Annotated in this window: 13 protein-coding genes; 7 read left to right on the top strand and 6 right to left on the bottom strand. The window is 60.6% G+C overall.

What is annotated here, in order from left to right; all coding sequences use genetic code 11:
• Nucleotides 1-22: 22 nt before the first annotated feature.
• Together ACO06L_RS14970 and ACO06L_RS14965 are read right to left on the bottom strand one after the other, a co-directional pair.
• Complete coding sequence (locus tag ACO06L_RS14970; RefSeq protein ID WP_227512796.1) at nucleotides 23-175, bottom strand: hypothetical protein; 153 nt, start codon at nucleotides 173-175, stop codon at nucleotides 23-25.
• Between the two features lie 47 nt (nucleotides 176-222).
• On the bottom strand, nucleotides 223-795 hold the full coding sequence (locus ACO06L_RS14965) for a type IV toxin-antitoxin system AbiEi family antitoxin domain-containing protein (protein ID WP_064229300.1): 573 nt from the start codon (nucleotides 793-795) through the stop codon (nucleotides 223-225).
• A 299-nt stretch (nucleotides 796-1094) separates the two neighbouring features.
• On the opposite strand from ACO06L_RS14965, the gene ACO06L_RS14960 reads away from it, so the two are divergent.
• Nucleotides 1095-1760 carry a hypothetical protein gene (locus tag ACO06L_RS14960; RefSeq protein WP_064230066.1) on the top strand — a complete coding sequence of 222 codons (666 nt, stop codon included), beginning with the start codon at nucleotides 1095-1097 and terminating at the stop codon, nucleotides 1758-1760.
• On the opposite strand, the gene ACO06L_RS14955 is transcribed toward ACO06L_RS14960, so the two are convergent.
• Nucleotides 1744-4389, bottom strand: coding sequence for a molybdopterin-dependent oxidoreductase (locus tag ACO06L_RS14955; protein ID WP_202346357.1), 2646 nt, complete (start codon nucleotides 4387-4389; stop codon nucleotides 1744-1746). The two genes, ACO06L_RS14960 and ACO06L_RS14955, sit on opposite strands and share 17 nt — an antisense overlap.
• 501 nt (nucleotides 4390-4890) lie before the next feature.
• Here ACO06L_RS14955 and ACO06L_RS14950 point away from each other — a divergent pair.
• The 3 genes from ACO06L_RS14950 to ACO06L_RS14940 all read left to right on the top strand — a co-directional run bounded on the left by ACO06L_RS14950 (nucleotide 4891) and on the right by ACO06L_RS14940 (nucleotide 8328).
• A complete protein-coding gene (locus ACO06L_RS14950; RefSeq protein ID WP_202346356.1) occupies nucleotides 4891-6273 on the top strand; it encodes a CmpA/NrtA family ABC transporter substrate-binding protein in 1383 nt (460 codons plus the stop codon).
• Between the two features lie 27 nt (nucleotides 6274-6300).
• Complete coding sequence (locus ACO06L_RS14945) at nucleotides 6301-7308, top strand: ABC transporter permease (protein ID WP_202346355.1); 1008 nt, start codon at nucleotides 6301-6303, stop codon at nucleotides 7306-7308.
• A 153-nt stretch (nucleotides 7309-7461) separates the two neighbouring features.
• Entirely contained in the window at nucleotides 7462-8328 is an 867-nt protein-coding gene (locus ACO06L_RS14940; protein WP_202346354.1) for an ABC transporter ATP-binding protein, read from the top strand.
• A gap of 10 nt (nucleotides 8329-8338) precedes the next feature.
• Here ACO06L_RS14940 and ACO06L_RS14935 read toward each other — a convergent pair whose 3' ends face one another.
• A complete protein-coding gene (locus ACO06L_RS14935) occupies nucleotides 8339-9634 on the bottom strand; it encodes a nitrate- and nitrite sensing domain-containing protein (RefSeq protein ID WP_202346353.1) in 1296 nt (431 codons plus the stop codon).
• Nucleotides 9635-10018: 384 nt separating this feature from the next.
• Here ACO06L_RS14935 and ACO06L_RS14930 point away from each other — a divergent pair, with 384 nt between their 5' ends.
• From ACO06L_RS14930 to nirD, 3 genes are all read left to right on the top strand, one after another.
• Nucleotides 10019-11251, top strand: a complete 1233-nt coding sequence (locus ACO06L_RS14930; protein ID WP_202346352.1) for an NAD(P)/FAD-dependent oxidoreductase — start codon at nucleotides 10019-10021, stop codon at nucleotides 11249-11251.
• Nucleotides 11252-11276: 25 nt separating this feature from the next.
• Nucleotides 11277-13784, top strand: coding sequence for a nitrite reductase large subunit NirB (gene nirB / locus ACO06L_RS14925; RefSeq protein ID WP_202346351.1), 2508 nt, complete (start codon nucleotides 11277-11279; stop codon nucleotides 13782-13784).
• A gap of 186 nt (nucleotides 13785-13970) precedes the next feature.
• Nucleotides 13971-14339 carry a nitrite reductase small subunit NirD gene (gene nirD / locus ACO06L_RS14920; protein WP_202346350.1) on the top strand — a complete coding sequence of 123 codons (369 nt, stop codon included), beginning with the start codon at nucleotides 13971-13973 and terminating at the stop codon, nucleotides 14337-14339.
• 135 nt (nucleotides 14340-14474) lie between these two features.
• Here the strand turns inward: nirD and ACO06L_RS14915 are convergent, their stop codons facing one another.
• Both ACO06L_RS14915 and ACO06L_RS14910 read right to left on the bottom strand, forming a co-directional pair.
• A complete protein-coding gene (locus ACO06L_RS14915; RefSeq protein ID WP_202346349.1) occupies nucleotides 14475-17639 on the bottom strand; it encodes an efflux RND transporter permease subunit in 3165 nt (1054 codons plus the stop codon).
• Nucleotides 17639-18736 (bottom strand): efflux RND transporter periplasmic adaptor subunit, encoded by a 1098-nt coding sequence (locus tag ACO06L_RS14910; protein ID WP_227715687.1) that lies wholly within the window; start codon nucleotides 18734-18736, stop codon nucleotides 17639-17641. Before ACO06L_RS14910 ends, ACO06L_RS14915 begins: the two co-directional genes overlap by 1 nt.
• Nucleotides 18737-18898: the final 162 nt, after the last annotated feature.

Genomic DNA, 18898 nt, shown 5'->3' with positions numbered 1-18898 from the left:
GCCACTCACCCAGGTCCCGAATTCAGCAGCCTGCCAGCAGCTTTACATCGAAATACAACCGGTAAAGAAACCGCTCCATGGCGTAATACTGCAGCAGTTCATCAAAGCGGCGCTTTTCTTCCCGGGACTTATTCAGCAATCTCTGCCGAACGGACGCAGCAGTGTTTTGTGCCACCGTGATCTCCTTTCACTCTTTTAATTCCATCGCCAGGATGATTCTGTTCACAGCTTGGCTTCCAAGTAGGGTGCCATGACATTGGCGACCCTGCAGATTCTGGCATATTCCATCAGTTTGCCTGGACGGAAGTTTTTGCGGGTGCGGTATAGATCCAACGCCTCCAGAACCACATCCATGCCGATTCGATTCCGGAACTTGAAACAGTCGGCCAGGGTTTTCTCAGGGTTGTAGACGTTCAGGGTGATGGCATCCACGTCAACCTGTTCAATGCCTTCACTAAAGGCCCGCCCGGAGAACCGGTACCCGGCTACCGGCGGATAATCCAGCACCGGCAAACGGGCATCCCGCTCCACCGCCAGATGCACCTGATGGGGAATCTGTGTAGTAATGTCGTGCCAGGCCAGCGCGGAAATCAGACAAAGCACCGCATTGGGAAAACGGGTAGCGGCAGCCACCAGATCCGGGTTCTCTATTGAGGGCAGGTCCGCCAGCCGGTAAAGGCCACGGCTGACCGGCTCAATCAGCCCCTCGTCCCGAAGCTGATAGAACTGGTACCGGCTAAAGCCCCGAGCCAGCGCTTCTGTCAGGCGGAGCTGACCGCCGCGTTGACGGAACATGGTTTGGAGTTTTGCCCTGGAAGATCGGGCGGAGTCGGAGCCAGACAAGTCGTCACCACTTATTTATATATGGTGACAGTTTGTCTGAATGGCATAGGTCATTCAAGTATCGGCTTCGCTGGACCTTTCCCAAGGTCGATAATCAGTACCACCGCATAATATTGCCGAGCCAGACCATAGCAAACCGTAAATTCGAACGTTAAGCTTGTTTGGTATTACGCATCCGTGAAGTAGCCAGGTACCCAGGTTTGCAGAAAGCGCCCCTACCAACCCAGACCGCCATCAGCCTTGGCGAACTCATGTGCGCCGTCACCCGGGACTGGCTCTGGCAACCGGCAGAGCAGTGGGTCCGGGAACGCAATCCGGGCAGCGTCCTGCATTGCCGGGTTGGGTCCGGCCAGGCCACCTATCACCGTTACGATTCTCGAGACCGGCAACACCTGATCACCTACGGTGTCCGCATGATTGCCGCCAAGCACCAGCCGGAGACGGCGAGCGGCTGGTTGTCGGGCCGGGAGATCCGGAAACGGGGGTACTTTGGCGGGGAACTGAGCACTCTGAATCTGTTGGCACACACCTGCTGCCATGAGTTTGCCCATCTCCTGCAGCAAAGTGCCGGACAGCGGTATCGGGGTTCTGTGCACAACCGCCATTTCTACACCATTCTGGATGAGTTGCACGAGAACGGGGCCGCGCAAGCGACCCGTAAGGCCCTGGCAGATGAGGCCAGGGAACAGGGCCTGGCGCTACCGGATACGCCCTTCGAGCCTGTGGACACAAGGCAACAGATGGCCCACTGGCAGGTGGGCGATACCGTACGCTTTGGTGCCGGCCGGCGGGAACTGCACGGGCAGATTATCCGGGTCAATCGAAAGACCTGCACCGTGGACGGTATCGGGCACTCGAAAGGGGTGCGTTACAGGGTTCCGGTGCAGATGCTAAGCCCGCTTACACCGCCTCGCTAGCGGCAACCAGGAGACTCCGAATTTCCGGCACACAGGACCCACAGTTGGTGCCGCATTTGAGCTCACGGCCGAGGGCATCGACGCTGTTGGCACCCCGCCCAATCGCCTGCTGAATCTGTCGGTCCCCGACCTGGAAGCAGCTGCAAACCAGGTTGCCGGCGTCATCCCCATCGACGGCCTTTGCCGCCAGCAGGCCGCGCCGGCTCGCCTCGTCGAGCTCTGACTGACTAAAGCAGCTGACCAGCCAGTCCACGGATGGCAAGGCAGACGGGTCACGATCCACCATGAGTACCGCCTCCAACTGACCATTGCGCAACCGCGCCGCCCGGAAGCGGCCTTCGCGGACGTCTTCCATCACCAGCTGCGGCTGGCCGCCGAGCCAGTCTGGCACAGCACTTTTCCAATCCATGTTGCACTGCCCCGCAACGATCCAGCTATCGCAATCGGGCAGAACCTGTTGGGCCCAGTAGTCTGCCTTCCAGCGTTTCGGACGATCCCGTCGCACCAGCAAACGTCCATACCAACGGGCAGGCCAGTGGGTGAGGGTAGCACGACCGTGCTTGGCCTCCGGTTGCCCGGATATCGGGTCCACCAGGCTGTCAGTAAGCGCTGTAGCCAGACCCTGCCCGGTGAACTGATCGTTCCAGTGGATCGGCACAAACACCTCACCACGCCGCTGCTCCGGCGCACTGCGCACCCGGCCGACAAAGTGCCCATGGGCACTCTTCAGTGTTGCCAATGCCCCCGGGGTGAGGGAAAGCGCCCGAATATCCTCGGGATGCACCTCAATGAACGGCTCGGGGCGATGGGCCAGCAACCGGCTGGACCGGGCTGTCCGGGTCATGGTGTGCCACTGGTCCCGGATACGGCCCGTATTCACAATCAACGGAAACGCTTCATTCGGATTCCTGGCCGGTAATCGAGAGGCAATCGGGATCAGGCGGGCGCGCCCATTGGCGGTAGCAAACCGACCGTCAGTGAACAGTCGCCTGGAATCAGACGCCGCCCCGGTAACCGGCCATTGGACAGGCTCAAGCAACTCGTATTGTTCATTGCTCAACTCCGCCAGCCCGGAAATATCAAAGAAACGCTGACCGGCGTTCTCGAACCCCGACAACCGGGCATGTTCCCGGAAAATGTCCGCGGGCCGTTCATAGTCAAAGCCCGCCTGGTGTCCCAGCGCGCGGGCCACCGCACTGACGATCCACCAGTCCGGCCGGGCCTCTCCGGGCAACGGCAGAAAGCGCCGCTGACGGGAAATGCAGCGTTCGGAATTGGTAACCGTGCCGTCTTTCTCACCCCAACCCGCCGCCGGCAACAGGATGTCTGCATGGCGAGCGGTGTCAGTGTCCCTGACGCAATCAGACGCAATGACAGTCGGGCACAGGTCCAGGGCCCGCCGGATACGATGGGTCTCCGGCAAACTGACCGCAGGGTTGGTGGCCATGATCCACAACACCTTGATATCACCCCGCTCAACCGCATCGAACAGGTCTACGGCTTTCATGCCCGGTCCATCTGGGACCGCCTCGGTCTCCCAGAACCGGGCCACGCGGTCCCGGGCACCCGGGCTGTCGTAATCCATATGGGCGGCAAGGGTGTTGGCCAGCCCTCCCACTTCCCGGCCACCCATGGCATTGGGTTGGCCGGTCAGGGAAAGGGGGCTCGCGCCGGGCTTGCCCACCCGGCCTGTGGCCAGATGGCAGTTGATAATGGCGTTGCCCTTATCGGTGCCGGCCGAAGACTGATTGATGCCCTGGGAGAACGCCGTCACCGTGCGCTGCTCTTCTGCGAACCATCGGTAAAAGGTAATGACATCTTCTAACGGCAGCTCGCAGATCCTGGACACCGCTTCGGGAGAGGGTGCCGCGGATCTGGCAGCGCTGAGGCTGGCGTCGAAACCCTCACAATGATCAGCCAGGTAACCATGGTCAACAGTCTGCTGGTCGGCCAGCCAGACCAGTAAGCCATTGAACAGCACCGTATCGGTCCCGGGGCGGATGGCCAGATGCAGATCCGCCAGATCGCTGGTCGCGGTTTTACGGGGATCAATCACCACCACACGACGACCGGGTCGCGCCGAAGCCTGCATTCTCTGATAGAGCACCGGATGCGCCCAGGCGGCATTGCTGCCCGCCAGCACCAACAGGTTGGCCAGTTCCAGGTCTTCATAACAGCCAGGAACCAGATCCCCGCCAAAGGCCCTTTTATGGGCAGCGACGGCGGACGACATGCACAGGCGGGAATTGGTATCCACGTTGGGTGTGCGGATAAACCCCTTGGCCAGTTTGTTGGCCACGTAATAATCTTCCGTCAATAACTGACCGGAGAGATAGAAGGCCACAGACTCGGGCCCATGAAGCGCCACTGATTCACGAATCCGTCGGGCCACTTCCGCCACTGCCTGCGGCCAGGCACTTTCACGACCGTGAACAACAGGCCGCAACAGTCGTCCATCAGGAGTCAGCGTTTCGTGTAAGGCAGAGCCCTTCACGCAAAGGCGCCCCAGATTCGCCGGATGTGTCTCATCCCCGCGGGTCGCAGAGGGCGTTGCGCTCACTCCACAACCCACACCGCAATACGGGCAGGTGGTTTGAACCGTCGCCGGTTTTTTGTTGGTACCGGTCACAGCACCTCCTCGAGTTTCATAAAAAAAGCCCGCCAATCCGGATGCCTTGGAGGCGCATCAGGGGCGGGCTTCTTTGCCAATGGAATCAGGTTGTCTTGAACAGTCGCATAACCGGTTGCAATAACAGGGCCATTCCGATCGAGAGCGGCTCCGGGGTCTGCCAGGCACCGACTATGGCGGCCCTCGAGGATTTCAGCCCCGCATCAATGCGCCAAGGCTCCGGGCCAACCATCAAATCCGGTATCAAAGTGGTGCAAACCTGCCCTACCACGCACTAAAACCAGACGAATACCCGCTCACCATACCTGCCGCCTCCTCGAAGAACTCTCCTAACTCGTTGTTTTATCGAGACCATCCGATATGGCACGGCCCGTGCAAGACCACAAACAGAGACGCGCGTTACGACTCAACAGAAAACTGATCCCCAGGCACAGGCGCCTGCTTTCCGGCAACGGAGAGCGGGCGTTTTTGCGTTTGGGCCACACAGAATGAGGTATATCCATGTACACGCTCACACGAAGAACCGCCCGCTGGCTGACTCGAATTCTGCTAACAGCCACCTTCTGGACAGTCAGCACGGGGACTCACGCGGAAATTGGTCCGGCCGAGAAGCCGGACCTCAAGCTCGGCTTTATCAAGCTGACCGATATGGCGCCCCTGGCGATTGCCTGGGAACAGGGCTTCTTTATGGACGAAGGCCTGTTTGTAGAACTGGAAGCGCAAGCAAACTGGAAGGTCCTGCTGGACCGGGTGATTACCGGAGAACTGGATGGCGCCCATATGCTCGCCGGCCAGCCCCTCGGCGCCTCCATTGGCTACGGCACCCGGGCCGATATCATCACGGCCTTCAGCATGGACCTGAACGGTAACGGCATAACGGTTTCCAATGATGTCTGGGACACCATGAGCCAGCATATCCCCGATAATGCCGACGGCAAGCCCGAGCACCCGATCAGCGCCAGTGCACTTCTGCCCGTGGTGGAAGCGGCCCGGGATCGGGGCGAACGGTTCCGGATGGGCATGGTGTTTCCCGTGTCCACCCATAACTATGAGCTTCGTTACTGGCTGGCAGCCGGAGGACTGAACCCCGGCTACTACGCCCCCCAGCGCGGCGACACCAGCGGCACTCTGGAAGCCGACGTGCACCTGTCAGTGACGCCACCGCCGCAGATGCCGGCCACTATGGAAGCGGGCACTATACAGGGTTACTGCGTGGGCGAGCCCTGGAACCAGCAGGCGGTTTTCATGGGCATTGGCGTTCCCGTCATCACCGATTATGAAATCTGGCCGAACAACCCGGAGAAGGTCTTTGGCGTGACCCGTCAGTGGGCCGAAGACTACCCCAACACACACCTGCGCCTGCTTCGCGCGATGATTCGCGCCGCCCACTGGCTCGATGAGAACAACAATGCCAACCGGGACGAGGCCGTGAAAATTCTGGCCCGGCCCAGCTATGTAGGTGCCGATGAGGCGGTGATTGCCAACTCCATGACCGGTACCTTCGAGTATGAAAAAGGTGACGTCCGCGAGGTCCCGGATTTCAATGTCTTCTTCCGGTATCACGCCACCTACCCGTATCCGTCCGATGCCATCTGGTATCTCACCCAGATGCGCCGCTGGGGCCAGATCCCCGAGGCCAAGCCGGACGACTGGTATATGGAAACCGCAGCCAGGGTTTACCGGGCCGACATCTACCAGCAGGCGGCCCGTTCACTGATTGCCGACGGCACGCTGAAGGCCTCCGATTTTCCGGACTTCGATGCCGAGAACTTTCAGCGCCCGCAACAGGGCGAGCTGATTGACGGTATCGCCTTCACCCCCCGAACACCCAACGCCTATATCGACAGTTTCGACATCGGCCTGAAAGGTACGCAAACCCCGTAACCGGGTTTGCAAGGAGGTTTGATAACCATGACTACGATCACTTCGGCCAAACACACCCCCCAGCCGCCGCGCTGGCTGGCCCAGAGACTCAAGTCCCTCGGTGAGTCGCTGACACCCGGCCAGCTCGCCGCCACCGGGCGCCAGATGTTGCTGCCATTGATAGGTATTCTGGTATTTGTCGGTTTCTGGCATCTGGCTGCACCGCAGGTGGAGACCTCCCTGGGCAGCTTCCCGGGTCCGGCCCAAGTCTGGGAACAATCGGGGCAACTCTGGCAGGAGCACGTCAACCAACGCGAGCGTGCCGACAAGTTCATTGCCATGCAGGAAGAGCGGAACGCCCGGATTCTGGCGGACAACCCCGAGGCTGAGGTCAGGATCCGGAATTACCCCGGTGCCCCCACCTTTCCCGACCAGATCCTGACCAGTCTGGTTACGGTCCTGGCCGGATTCATCGTGGCGACCGCTATCGCCGTGCCCCTGGGCATCGTGGTTGGCCTGAACCGGCACTTCCAGGCGGCGGTCAACCCGCTGATCCAGGTTTTCAAGCCGGTGTCACCGCTGGCCTGGTTGCCGCTGGTGACCATGGTGGTCTCAGCAACCTACGTGAGCGATGACCCAATGTTCGAGAAGTCGTTCCTGACCTCCATGATCACGGTCACCCTGTGCAGTCTTTGGCCCACACTGATCAATACCAGTGTCGGTGTGGCCGCGGTCAATCCGGATCTGCTGAATGTCTCCCGGGTGCTGCGGCTGTCGTTCTGGACCCATGTCCGCAAGGTGGTTCTGCCTTCTTCGGTGCCGATGATTTTCACCGGCCTTCGGGTGTCGCTGGGCATTGCCTGGATGGTGCTGATCGCGGCCGAGATGCTGGCCCAGAGCCCGGGGTTGGGCAAGTTCGTATGGGATGAATTCCAGAACGGCAGCAGCCAGTCCCTCAGCAGGATCATGGTGGCGGTTCTGGCTATCGGGTTTATCGGGTTTGTGCTGGATCGGGTGATGCTTTTGATTCAGCGCCGGGTTGCCTGGAACGAATGAGCCCTGGTTTGGAGTATGCCGCACCGGGCAGGGGATGCCTCCCGGGACACGCGGTGAATACATCCATGTACGCTCCGCAAAAACATCCATGTTTTTGAGGGTCCCGGGAGGCATCCCCTGCCCGGTGCTCCGCATGATTGAGAGGTGACTTCCATGAGTAAAACACATTTGGAACTGACTGGTGTCGAGATGGCGTTTGATACGCTGAAGGGGCCGTTTGTGGCCCTGGACAACATTAATCTGAAGATACAGAAGGGCGAGTTTGTTTCCCTGATTGGCCACTCCGGTTGTGGCAAGTCCACAGTCCTGAACATTGTGGCTGGCCTGCTTCAGGCCACCAAGGGTGGCTGTGTGCTGGATGGCCATGAGGTGAATTCGCCGGGGCCGGAGCGGGCGGTGGTGTTTCAGAACCATGCGCTGATGCCCTGGCTGACGGTGTACGAAAATGTCGAGCTGGCAGTGCAGCAGGTGTTTCGAAAATCCATGGGCAAGCAGGAGCGACGCGACTGGATTCATCACAATCTGGAACTGGTTAATATGGCCCATGCGGCGGACAAGCGGCCGGGTGAGGTATCGGGTGGTATGGCCCAGCGGGTGGGGATTGCCCGTGCCCTGGCCATGAAACCCAGTGTTCTGCTGATGGACGAGCCGTTCGGCGCGCTGGATGCACTGACGCGGGCCCACTTACAGGACTCGTTGATGGAGATTCAGCAGGAGTTGAACAACACGGTAATCATGATCACCCACGATGTGGACGAGGCGGTGTTGCTGTCAGACCGGATCATCATGATGACCAACGGGCCCGAGGCCACCGTGGGCGAGGATCTCTACATTGACCTGCCCCGGCCGCGCAACCGGGTGACTCTGGCCGATAACCCGGAATACGTGCATTACCGGCAGGAGGTCTTGCGCTTCCTGTACGAGAAACAGCGCAAGCTGGAGCACATCTCGCCACGTCGTTCGGGAAAGCCGGAAGCCTCCGAGGGTGAGCAACCGAAGGCCCGGGCCGCCAGGGCGTGATACGTTTCGGTTACTTCAGCACATCCGCCATGGACACCAGGGCCCGGGCTACCTCGGGCAACTTCCGGCCCTGGTCCATGGCCAGTTTCCTTAATACCCGGTGAGCCTCGTCGTTGCTGATCCTGCGATGTTCCATCAGCAGCAGCACGGCTTTTTCCTGGGTTTTGCGGTCTTCCAGAGCTTCCCTGGCACTCTGCAGTTCATCGGTCATCTGTTGCAGGCGCCGGGTCTGCTCCTGGACCAGATCGAAGATGGAGCGGCCAAACTGCTGACCAATACCATCGCTGGCCCAGGACTCACCGGCCTGTTGTTCGTTTCCGGAATCGCACAGCACCAACATGGGTTGAGACGCCGGTTCCTGGGCATCCAGGGAAGTAATCAGGGTTTCCTGGTGGGCCAGCGAGTTTCTGGCATCGGCAAAACGCTCGGTGCAACGGGCGTGAAAACAGCCCTCCACGGAATCCTCTATCTTTTTGAGTTCATCCATCCGCTCAGACATGAGCCTGAACCATTCATCGGCCAGGGCCGGGTCCAGGTCTTTATAACGACCAATGGCAGTGCCCCGCTGGCGGAGGTTTTCAATTTCCGACTCACGGGGGTTTTCGCGCAGTTTTTCCCACAGGTCCAGGGAACCCTCATCGGCAAAGCTGTTAAACACCTCGAAACAGCGTTCCTGCGCCTCAATCAGGTGCGCCATGCGCTCTGACAGTGCACGATCAAACCGGCCACTGGAAAAACCCGCCGAACCCACAGCCCGCTCCTGTCCACAGAATTCTTTGCCGTTCATCAGGTGCACCATGGCCACCAGAAGCCCTGCTATGGTGGGGTCAACCGCGGTATCGGCAGCCTCAAACACCACCGCAATCAGGTTGTGGATCAGGGCACTGTAATCCTCGGTGGCAGAGGCCGCAGTTACTTTCCGGGCCACCACACACCGTCGCAGTTCCGGCAGGCCCTCAAGGCCGTGAAGGGCGCTCGCAAGCTGGTTAAGCAGGCGGCTACTGACAGGATGCGCCGTCAGTTCCTGGTGAATCTCGGCAAGGGCCTGCTCGAACTCCGAACGGAGCCGATCCGACGTCGCAACCAGGTGTTTTCGCTCCTGGGCAAACTTTTCGCCGGAAGAACCAAGAAACACGTTAGACGCGCCCCGCTCGCACTGCAGTGCATGTACCAGATTGCTGATGCACTGGACCAGTTTGCCCATCTGCAAGAAGTACTGGAGGTTCATCAACTCACAGCTTTTCGAGGCAATCAGGTAGTCGCCCGCGGATGGCGATTTATAGGCGGCGGCACGTTTGGTGTTCATAACAGACTCCGGAGGCAGACAGCCTCTAATGCGACAATCACGGTCAGATCAGTCACTCGCGTAACCAACCTCCTGCCAGTGCGCAGCAATTACCGCGCCACCGCATCTGGCCCAAAACCGTGCAATCCGCCCCGTCGCAGGGCAGTTTTCAAGTGTTCGTACAGGTGATAGCAACCCTGAAAAACGCTAACCGTATGATTTTTATAGGTTCGAAGAACTGGCACGAAGATCGCTTTGCAATTGGTAAGGACGAACGTCCCGGCCAAGGATCAGGCCGGACCATCAGATCATTGTTGTTGGCATTGGCGCCGGACCATCGATTTCCCCTCGGGAATAGATGCTCCGGCTTTTTTTGTTTGGTCGAAAAGTACGGGTTCGAGCGAAATGACAGGAAACACTGAATCGACACTGGTGATCTGCGGGCACGGCATGGTTTCGCAACGCCTGCTGGAAGCTCTCTGCCGTGGGCGAGTCAGACCGTTTACCCGCATCATCGTGTTCAACGGTGAAGGTTCCGCTGCCTACAACCGGATACAACTCTCGCTGTTGCTCGCCGGCGAAACAAACGAAGACTCTCTGGCGTTGCAGCAGGACGAGTGGTTTCGGAACAACGGCATTGAAGTCTGCAACGGAGAACCGGTAGTCGCCATCAATCGGGAAGATCAAACGGTGACCACCGGATCCGGTCGGGTACAACCCTATACCCATCTGGTGCTGGCCACCGGATCTCGGCCCGCAAAACCGGGGCTACCGGGCGAAGACCTTCCGGGTGTCATGACCTTCCGGGACCTGGAAGACACCAGGACCCTGATTGAGTCTGCTGGCCGCCATCGGCGAGCGGTGGTCGTCGGCGGAGGCTTTCTTGGCCTGGAAGCCGCTGAAGGTCTCCGCCAGCGTGGTATGGCCGTCACCCTGCTGCACCGCAGCGGCCATCTTCTGAACCGTCAGTTGGACAGAATCGGGGGTCAGCTCCTGCAACAGCACATGGAAGAGCGGGGCGTAAATATTCGCACCGGAACGGCTCCCAAAGCCCTGCTCGGGCGATCCATGGTCCGGGCAGTCCAGCTGGATGACGAAACCCTGATCAGCACCGATCTGGTGCTGTTCGCCACGGGCATCACGCCCGCTACCGAGCTTGCCAGGACCGCCGGTCTGGAGTGCGATCGCGGCATTCTGGTGAACGGACAGCTACGTACCAGCGACCCCGCAATCTCTGCGCTGGGTGAGTGCTGTCAGTTGGGCAACAGCACCTTCGGACTGGTGGAACCCGGATACCAGCAGGCCGAGGTACTTGCAGGCGTACTCAGCGGAAACACTCCGGACGCCGAGTATCGGCCGGTGGATACACCAACCCGCCTGAAGATCAGCGGGGTTCCGATTTTCTCCTGCGGACAGATCAGCCCCGACGGGGACACCGAATCCGTGGTCTGGCAGGACCACGAACAGAACCACTATTGCCGGCTGCTGATCCGCAATCAGCGCCTGACCGGCGCCGTACTGCTGGGCGACACCCGGGACGGCCCCTGGTACAGCCAGCGAATTCAGCAGAAGGACGATATTTCCCGCTACCGGGACTTCATTGCATTCGGCAAGAACTACTGCGAGGCGGCGGCATGAGCCGCTCCGGAAAGAGGACAGACCCATGAGCAAGAAAACCCTGATAGTCGTCGGCAACGGCATGGTCGGCCATCACTTCCTGGAACAATTCTGCGCCAGCCCGGCCGCTGCCAATTTCGAGATCATCGTATTCGGCGAGGAAAAACAGCTGGCCTATGACCGAGTCCACCTGTCCGAGTATTTCGGCGGCTCCAGCCATGCCGATCTCGCCATGGGCACGCTGGAGTGGTACACCGAGCAGGGCATTCAACTGCACCTGAACGAACAGGTAACCGGCATCAACCGGGAACATCGCACCCTGGAAACGCCCCGTGGCAGCTACCAGTACGACGAACTGGTGCTGGCCACCGGCTCCTATCCGTTTGTGCCCCCCATCAAGGGCAATGATCGCCCGCACTGCCTGGTTTACCGGACCCTGGATGACCTGGATGCCATTCGCGCCAGCTCGGAGGGTGCCCGCACAGGCGTGGTGGTAGGCGGCGGCCTGCTGGGTCTTGAAGCTGCCAATGCGCTCAAGAGCCTGGGACTGGAGGCCCACGTGGTGGAATTTGCGCCCCGGCTGATGCCGGTTCAGCTGGATGCCGATGGCGGCGCCCTGCTGCGCCACAAGATTGAGGAGCTGGGCGTTCAGGTACACACCGAGAAGGCGACCACAGCGATCACCGAGGGCGAGGATGCCCGTCTGCGCATGAATTTCAGCGACGAATCCTTCCTCGAGACAGACCTGATCGTCTTCTCCGCCGGCATTCGGCCCCAGGACGCCCTGGCCCGGGCCAGCGGCCTGGAGATCGGCGAGCGCGGCGGCATCGTGATCGACAACCACTGCACCACTTCGGACCCCCATGTGCACGCCATTGGCGAGTGCGCACTCTGGGAACAGAAAATTTTCGGCCTGGTGGCCCCCGGCTACACCATGGCCCGCACTTTGTCTGCCGCCCTGAACGGTGATCGTGACACGGCCTTCACCGGCGCCGACATGAGCACCAAGCTCAAATTGCTGGGCGTGGACGTGGGTTCCATCGGCGACGCCCATGCCCAGACCCCGGGCGCCCGCAACATCCGCTTCAACGATGAACAGGCAGGCCACTATCGACGAATGGTGATCAGCGAGGATGGCAAGACCCTGCTGGGCGCCATTCTGGTGGGCGACAACAGCCACTACGACACTCTGCTGCAATACGCCCTCAATGGCATCACCCTGCCGGAGAATCCGGAAACGCTGATCCTGCCGGAGAGCCAGGGCGGGGCACCGGCCCTGGGCCCCGATGCCCTCCCGGAAACCGCTTCGATCTGCTCCTGCCACAACGTCACCAAGGGCGATATCTGCGGCGCCATTGATGCCGGCTGCTCGGACCTTGGCAGCGTCAAGGCCGAAACCAAGGCCAGCACCGGCTGTGGCGGCTGCACCGCCCTGCTCAAGAACGTAGTGGACAGCGAGCTGGAGAAACGCGGCGTGGAGGTCAGCAAGGATCTGTGCGAGCACTTCCCGTACAGTCGCCAGGAGTTGTTCCACCTGGTGAAGGTGAACGGCATCCGCACCTTCCGCACCCTGATCAGTCAGCACGGCAAGGGGCACGGCTGCGACATCTGCAAACCGGCCGTGGCCTCGATTCTGGCCACCTGCTGGAACGAGCACATCCTGGCCACCGACCACGTGCCGCTTCAGGACACCAACGACACCTTCATGGCCAACATGCAGAAGAACGGCACCTACTCGATCGTGCCGCGCATTCCCGGCGGCGAGATCACCCCGGACAAGTTGATTGTGCTGGGTGAGGTGGCGAAGCAATACGATCTGTACACCAAGATCACCGGTGGCCAGCGCGTGGACCTGTTCGGTGCCACCCTGAGCCAGTTGCCGGAGATCTGGGAAAAACTGATTGCCGCCGGGTTCGAGACCGGCCATGCCTATGGCAAGTCACTGCGTACCGTGAAGTCCTGCGTTGGCAATACCTGGTGTCGCTACGGCGTTCAGGACAGCGTGGGCATGGCGATTCGCCTTGAGGACCGCTACAAAGGGCTGCGAGCTCCCCACAAGGTGAAGATGGCAGTCTCCGGCTGTACCCGGGAATGCGCCGAAGCCCAGAGCAAGGACTTTGGTGTGATTGCCACGGAGAACGGCTGGAACCTGTATGTCTGCGGCAACGGTGGCATGCGGCCCCGCCACGCCGATCTGTTTGCCACGGACCTGTCTGACGAGGAGCTGATCCGAACCATCGACCGGGTGGTGATGTTCTATGTACGCACGGCCGACCGGCTGCAGCGCACCAGTGTCTGGATGGAAAATCTGGAGGGCGGCCTGGAGTACCTGAAGCAGGTGGTGCTGGAGGACAGCCTGGGCATTGGCGCGGAGCTGGAGGAGCACATGGAGGGGATTGTTGGGACCTACCAGTGCGAGTGGAAGACGGCCGTCGAGGATCCGGAGAAGCGGAAGCGCTTCCGGGAGTTTGTGAATGCGCCTTCGCAGAGCGATCCGGTTCAGGAGTGGACGGTTGAGCGGGGGCAGCGTCGGCCTGTTTTGGAGTCTGCGTAGCCTTTAGGTTCTGGTGAAGAGCAAGGCGCCATGGGGGTGCTTTTCTTCTGGGAAAAACAACTCGCTTCGCTCAGACATCTTTTTCCCGACAGAAAAGCACCCCCATACCACCTCGCTCACCAAGCTTCCGTGGTATCGCTTGTAACGCACAGTTGAAATAAACGCAGAAGGAATAGGAGAAACACAATGAAACCACGCACTCGTTGGGAAGCCGTTTGCACAGTAGAAGACCTGGTCCCGGAATCCGGCATCGCGGTCTGGACTGAGGACGGACCGGTGGCGGTGTTTTATCTGCCGCATCGGCTGCCGGCGTTGTTTGCCATCAGTCACACAGATCCGTTCAGCGGCTCGAATGTGCTAGCCCGGGGTATTACCGGGGATCTGAAAGGGGAGCCGGTGGTGGCGTCGCCGTTGTACAAGCAACATTTCAGTCTGCGTACGGGTGTCTGTCTGGAAGACGATACCGTGCGTGTCAAAACCTATCCGGTGTTGCTGGATGGCAACCAGATCCGTTTGGAAGTCCGGGCAAATCAACGCCAATCAGTCGCTGCCTGACCCCAGAACAATGCCGGCAAGAGCCGGCGCGTGGTATGGGAGGTCTTTGTGCAGGGGAAAAGATGTCTGAGCGAAGCGAGTTGCTTTTCCCCGGAAGAAAGACCTCCCATGGCGCGTGACGGCGATACTCCAAGGCTAGACCTCTCTGGAGCGACGCCAACGCTCCCGCCAGCCCAGAACGAAGATGGTTAGTGACGGCAGAAAGGTCACGGTAACGATCGCTGCCCCCAGCAGGCCGAACAGGACGATGGCACCGACACCGCGGTAAAGCTCCGTGCCTTCGCCTGGCAGGAACACCAAAGGCGAGAGGCCGCAGATGGTGGTGAGGGTGGTCATGGCGATGGGGCGCAGCCGGGTCTGGACGGCGCCCGTGACGGCTTGCACCACGGTAACGCCCTTCTGGCGGAGGTTCTGTCGAGCCTGGTCCACCACCAGGATCGGGTTGTTCACCACAGTTCCCATCAGGATCAGGAAGCCCAGCATGGTAATCATGTCAAAGGGCTGTCTCAGGGGCTGGAGGCCGATCATGGGCAACAGGCCACCCACCAGGTTCATCAGGGCCAGGCCTACAATGCCGCCAGCCACGCCCAGGGGGATCGCGGTCATGATCAGCAGGGGGAATCCCCAGTGGGCGAATATGGCCACCAGCAGCAGGTAGACAATGGCAATGGCGATAATGAAATTGCCGGTCAGCGCTTCACGGGTGGCGTTCAGCTGGTCGCTGGCGCCGGAGATATCCACATCCACATTCGCGGGCAACGCGCCGCTGTCGCGCATGGACTGCAGTAATTCTGTGCGCACCCGCGCAACCCCGGCTTCCAGGGGCACGTCATCGGGGGGAATCACGTTCAGGGTCACGGTGCGGCGACCATCCACCCGGCGGACCATGCTGGTATCCACGGTTTCCTCGATGGTGGCGAGGCTGGACAGGGGCAGGGTCGCCCCCTGGGGGGTATGCACCATGACATCCGGCAGGCTGTCCAGCGACGGGTTGCGACCCTCGCTGCCATAGACGTAGATATCGATCTTTTCGTCGTCCAGGAAGAAATCGTCGACGTAGCTGCCCTCGGTCAGAGAGGCCACGGTGAAGCCAATGCCTTCTGCTCCCAGACCCAGTTCAGCCGCACGATCCCAGTCAGGCATAATCTGGATCAGCGGCTGTGCCAGAGACAGCGTGGAGGGTTGGCTCTGGATACGGGGATTGTCGAAGATCTCCTCGGCCCGCTGGTAAGCGGCATTGGCGGCGCTGTAGACCGACACCAGGTCCGGGCCGGAGATGTCCAGGTTGATGCTGCGGGTGCCGCCGTCGTTGCTGGAGATGATGGATCCCTTGGCCGCGAAGGCGCGCATACCCGGGAACTGTTCGTAGAACCGGGTGATCTCGTCCATCAGAGCCTCGATATGCCGCGGGTTCAGGGTCTCGGCGATGATCCGTATCCGGGTTGGCGTGACCTGCATATTGAGATAGGCCATGGGTGGCACGCTGGTTTCGCCAGCGGCATAGGCCTGGCCATCCGCGTTCACGTGGGGCAGGAAGTAATCTTCCACCTGTCGGGCAATGGCTTCCATCTCTTGCAGGTTGTAACCCGGGGGCGCTGACATGGCCGCAAAGGTCTTGGGTTCCTCACCTTCGGGCAGGTATTCCGCAGGCGGGGTCAGCACCAGAATCACCCAGAGGCTGAAACCGACGGTTGCCGCCATAACCAGCACCCGGCGCACCGAGCCATTCACCAGCCAATGCACCGCCGCCATGGCAGCCCGGCTCCAGCGGCCCGAGGTTTCGTTGCCGTATTCATCGGTGGTGACGCCCCGGCGACCGAAATCCAGCCGGGCACAGAGGGTGGGTATGATGGTGATTGCCACCAGCATCGAGGCAAGGATGGCGGCGGAGATGGCTATCGCCACGTCGGAGTATAGCTGCCCAGCCTCTTCCTCGATGAACAGGATCGGCAGGAAAACCAGAATTGTCGTGGTGGTGGACGCCAGCACCGCTGGCCAGACTTCCCGCACGCCCTTGAGCGCGGATTCGAAACGGTCCAGGCCTAAACGGCGGTGTCGCTCGATGTTCTCCAGCACCACAATGCTGTTATCCACCGTCATGCCAATCGCGAAGGCGATACCGGCCAGGGAAATCACGTTGATGGTGCGACCGGTGATCAGCAGGCCGATAAACGCCGCAATGGCACACAGGGGAATGCCCACCACGCCGGCAAAGGTGGCCCGGCCGGACCTCAGAAACAGAAACATCACCAGGGTTGCGAAGGCGGCACCAATCCCCAGATTGGTCCACACATTGGCAACCGAGGCTTCCACGTACCGGGCATCGTCTGCGGTCAGGCCCAGCGTCATGCCCGCCGGTTCCAGCACTTCGCGGTTGATGGCGGCGACTTCGTCCATCATGGCACGCTTGATATCGATGACGTTGGAGCCGCTTTCACGGCGCACCTGCAGGCCGATCACCCTCTGGCCGTTGATGATTGACAGTTCCCGAATTCGTGAGTGACCCTGCTGAACCTGTGCGACTTCGCCCAGGCGCACCACGCTGTCACCCTGCCGGCGCACCACCAGCTGCTCCAGGGACTCAACATCATCAAAGCGCCCCACCGTGCGCAGCAGATACCGGCGCTTGCCGGAATCAATCTCGCCGCCGGAAATGTCCTGGTTGCGGCTGACAATGGCATCACGCAGATCGAGCAGGCTCAGGCCACGCTGGGCCAGGGCGGCTTCGTCCACGATAACCTGCATTTGCCGGTCGGCACCGCCACCGACGGTCACCTCGGAAACCCCCGGCACGCTCTCCATCCTCGGCCGAACGCGGTCCTCGATAAAATCGCGCATCAGCTCGATGTCCAGCTCCCGGGGGTTACCCTCCAGGGTGGCGATGCGAAAATACATGAATGCGTTGGAGGAGAACGACGCCGCCACTATGCGCGGCTCATCGACGTTCCTCGGATAATCCGGCACCTGGCTCAGAGCATTATTAATCTGGATCAGGGTCTCGGTGATATCCACCCCGAACGGGAATTCCAGCTCAATCTCGGCGGCACCACTGGAGGCGGTGGAGGTCATCCGGCTCAGGTTCGGAACATTGCGCAGGAACCGTTCCTGCTCGATCAGGATGTCCTTCTCGATATCCTGGGGCGTGGCGCCTGGCCAGCTGGTTTCCACCGTCACCGTCCGCACTTCCAGATCCGGAATCATCTGGACCGGAATCCGCAGTGCTGCAGCAGCCCCAAGGATCGCGACAATCAGGGCAATAACGGTGACCAGAGTGCCGTGGCGGATAATGCCGGCAAACATCAGCGGCTCTCCCGTTCGGCAATGCGAACGCTGATGCCCTCGCTCAGGGACTCGTTGCCACGGACCACCACCTGCTGGTCCGCTTCAAGACCACTGGTGACCTCTACCCGGCCCTCGAAGCCGGTGCCAAGGCGCACCCGCTTTTCGCTCACGGTCCAGGTGTCTTCATCCCCCGGTTCGGCGATCCACACGGTGGTTCGCCCCTCGGGATACCGGTTGATAGCATCGCGGGACACCGTCAGGCCACGTTCGCCGGTAGTGACCCGCAAGACCGCCTGAACCGACATCCCCGGAAGTAGCTTCACGGATTCGGGCTTGATGGCGCGGAGGAGAAAGGTTCGGGACTGGGGATCGTTGACCGGCACCAGAACATCGATGGTGGCGCTGCTCAGTGCCTGGTCGTCCTGCACCAGCAGCCGGCTGTTGTCGTCGATGCGTTTGTAGAAGGACTGGGGTACCTGGAAATCCAGTCGCAGGTTGTCGGTATCCACCAGGGTCAGCAGCTGGTCACCGGGGGTAACCCATTCCCCGAGATCCCGGGAGCGCTGGCTGACCACACCGTCGAAGGGCGCGGTCACGCGGTGGCGCCCGGCCCGGACTTCCACCTGGCGTCGGGCGGCTTCCAGGCGAGCCAGGGTCGCTTCGCTGGCGGCCACTTCACTTTCCCGTGCACTGACTTCGGTGGCCGCGATATTGCGGCCTGCGCCGACGGATTTGGCCTCACGCAGCCGACGCCGGGCTTCCTCCAGGCGACTACGGGCCTCTTCTGCCTCGGCTCTTGCCGCAGCCAACTCCCAGGTGACCAATTCGTCATCCAGCTCGACCAACACATCGCCCCGGGCAACACGATCACCGGTTTCCACCCGAACCTCATCCAGCAGGCCGGCAACCGCCGCCGACATGCCAGATACCCGAAGGGCATTCACCGTACCGTTCAGGGTCACTTCCTGAACGATGTCTTCTGAAGAGACGGTTTCCAGCTGAACACTTGGCAGATCCTGGGCAGCGGTGAGCACCGGAAACAGGCTGCAAACAAACAAAACAACACCCTGCAGGCTCTTCATGGTGGTAGCCACGTCCTTTTCTCCAAGATTCATTTCAATGGATGCAATTCCTAACCTTAGTTCATGGCTTACGATGAAAAATCCTTTCCGGACCTTGGGCACCGTTTGGCCCGGTCGGTTGAGGAAATGCGAACCGGAGTCAATCCCGTCGTCAGCCATCTGAGCTACTATTGTCACAACACTGTTAACAAGGAC

Source organism: Marinobacter sp. (genome assembly GCF_965229985.1).
Taxonomy (GTDB): Bacteria; Pseudomonadota; Gammaproteobacteria; order Pseudomonadales; family Oleiphilaceae; genus Marinobacter.
Note: the sequence above shows the minus strand (reverse complement) of the source record. Positions and strands in the feature narration are given on the sequence as shown.

Excerpts from the sequence above, each read along its gene's own strand:
- ACO06L_RS14965 (WP_064229300.1), bottom strand. The coding sequence starts at position 795 with ATGTTCCGTCAACGCGGCGGTCAGCTCCGCCTGACAGAAGCGCTGGCT.
- ACO06L_RS14960 (WP_064230066.1), top strand. The coding sequence starts at position 1,095 with ATGTGCGCCGTCACCCGGGACTGGCTCTGGCAACCGGCAGAGCAGTGG.
- ACO06L_RS14950 (WP_202346356.1), top strand. The coding sequence starts at position 4,891 with ATGTACACGCTCACACGAAGAACCGCCCGCTGGCTGACTCGAATTCTG.
- ACO06L_RS14945 (WP_202346355.1), top strand. The coding sequence starts at position 6,301 with ATGACTACGATCACTTCGGCCAAACACACCCCCCAGCCGCCGCGCTGG.
- ACO06L_RS14940 (WP_202346354.1), top strand. The coding sequence starts at position 7,462 with ATGAGTAAAACACATTTGGAACTGACTGGTGTCGAGATGGCGTTTGAT.
- ACO06L_RS14935 (WP_202346353.1), bottom strand. The coding sequence starts at position 9,634 with ATGAACACCAAACGTGCCGCCGCCTATAAATCGCCATCCGCGGGCGAC.
- ACO06L_RS14930 (WP_202346352.1), top strand. The coding sequence starts at position 10,019 with ATGACAGGAAACACTGAATCGACACTGGTGATCTGCGGGCACGGCATG.
- nirB (WP_202346351.1), top strand. The coding sequence starts at position 11,277 with ATGAGCAAGAAAACCCTGATAGTCGTCGGCAACGGCATGGTCGGCCAT.
- nirD (WP_202346350.1), top strand. The coding sequence starts at position 13,971 with ATGAAACCACGCACTCGTTGGGAAGCCGTTTGCACAGTAGAAGACCTG.
- ACO06L_RS14915 (WP_202346349.1), bottom strand. The coding sequence starts at position 17,639 with ATGTTTGCCGGCATTATCCGCCACGGCACTCTGGTCACCGTTATTGCC.
- ACO06L_RS14910 (WP_227715687.1), bottom strand. The coding sequence starts at position 18,736 with ATGAATCTTGGAGAAAAGGACGTGGCTACCACCATGAAGAGCCTGCAG.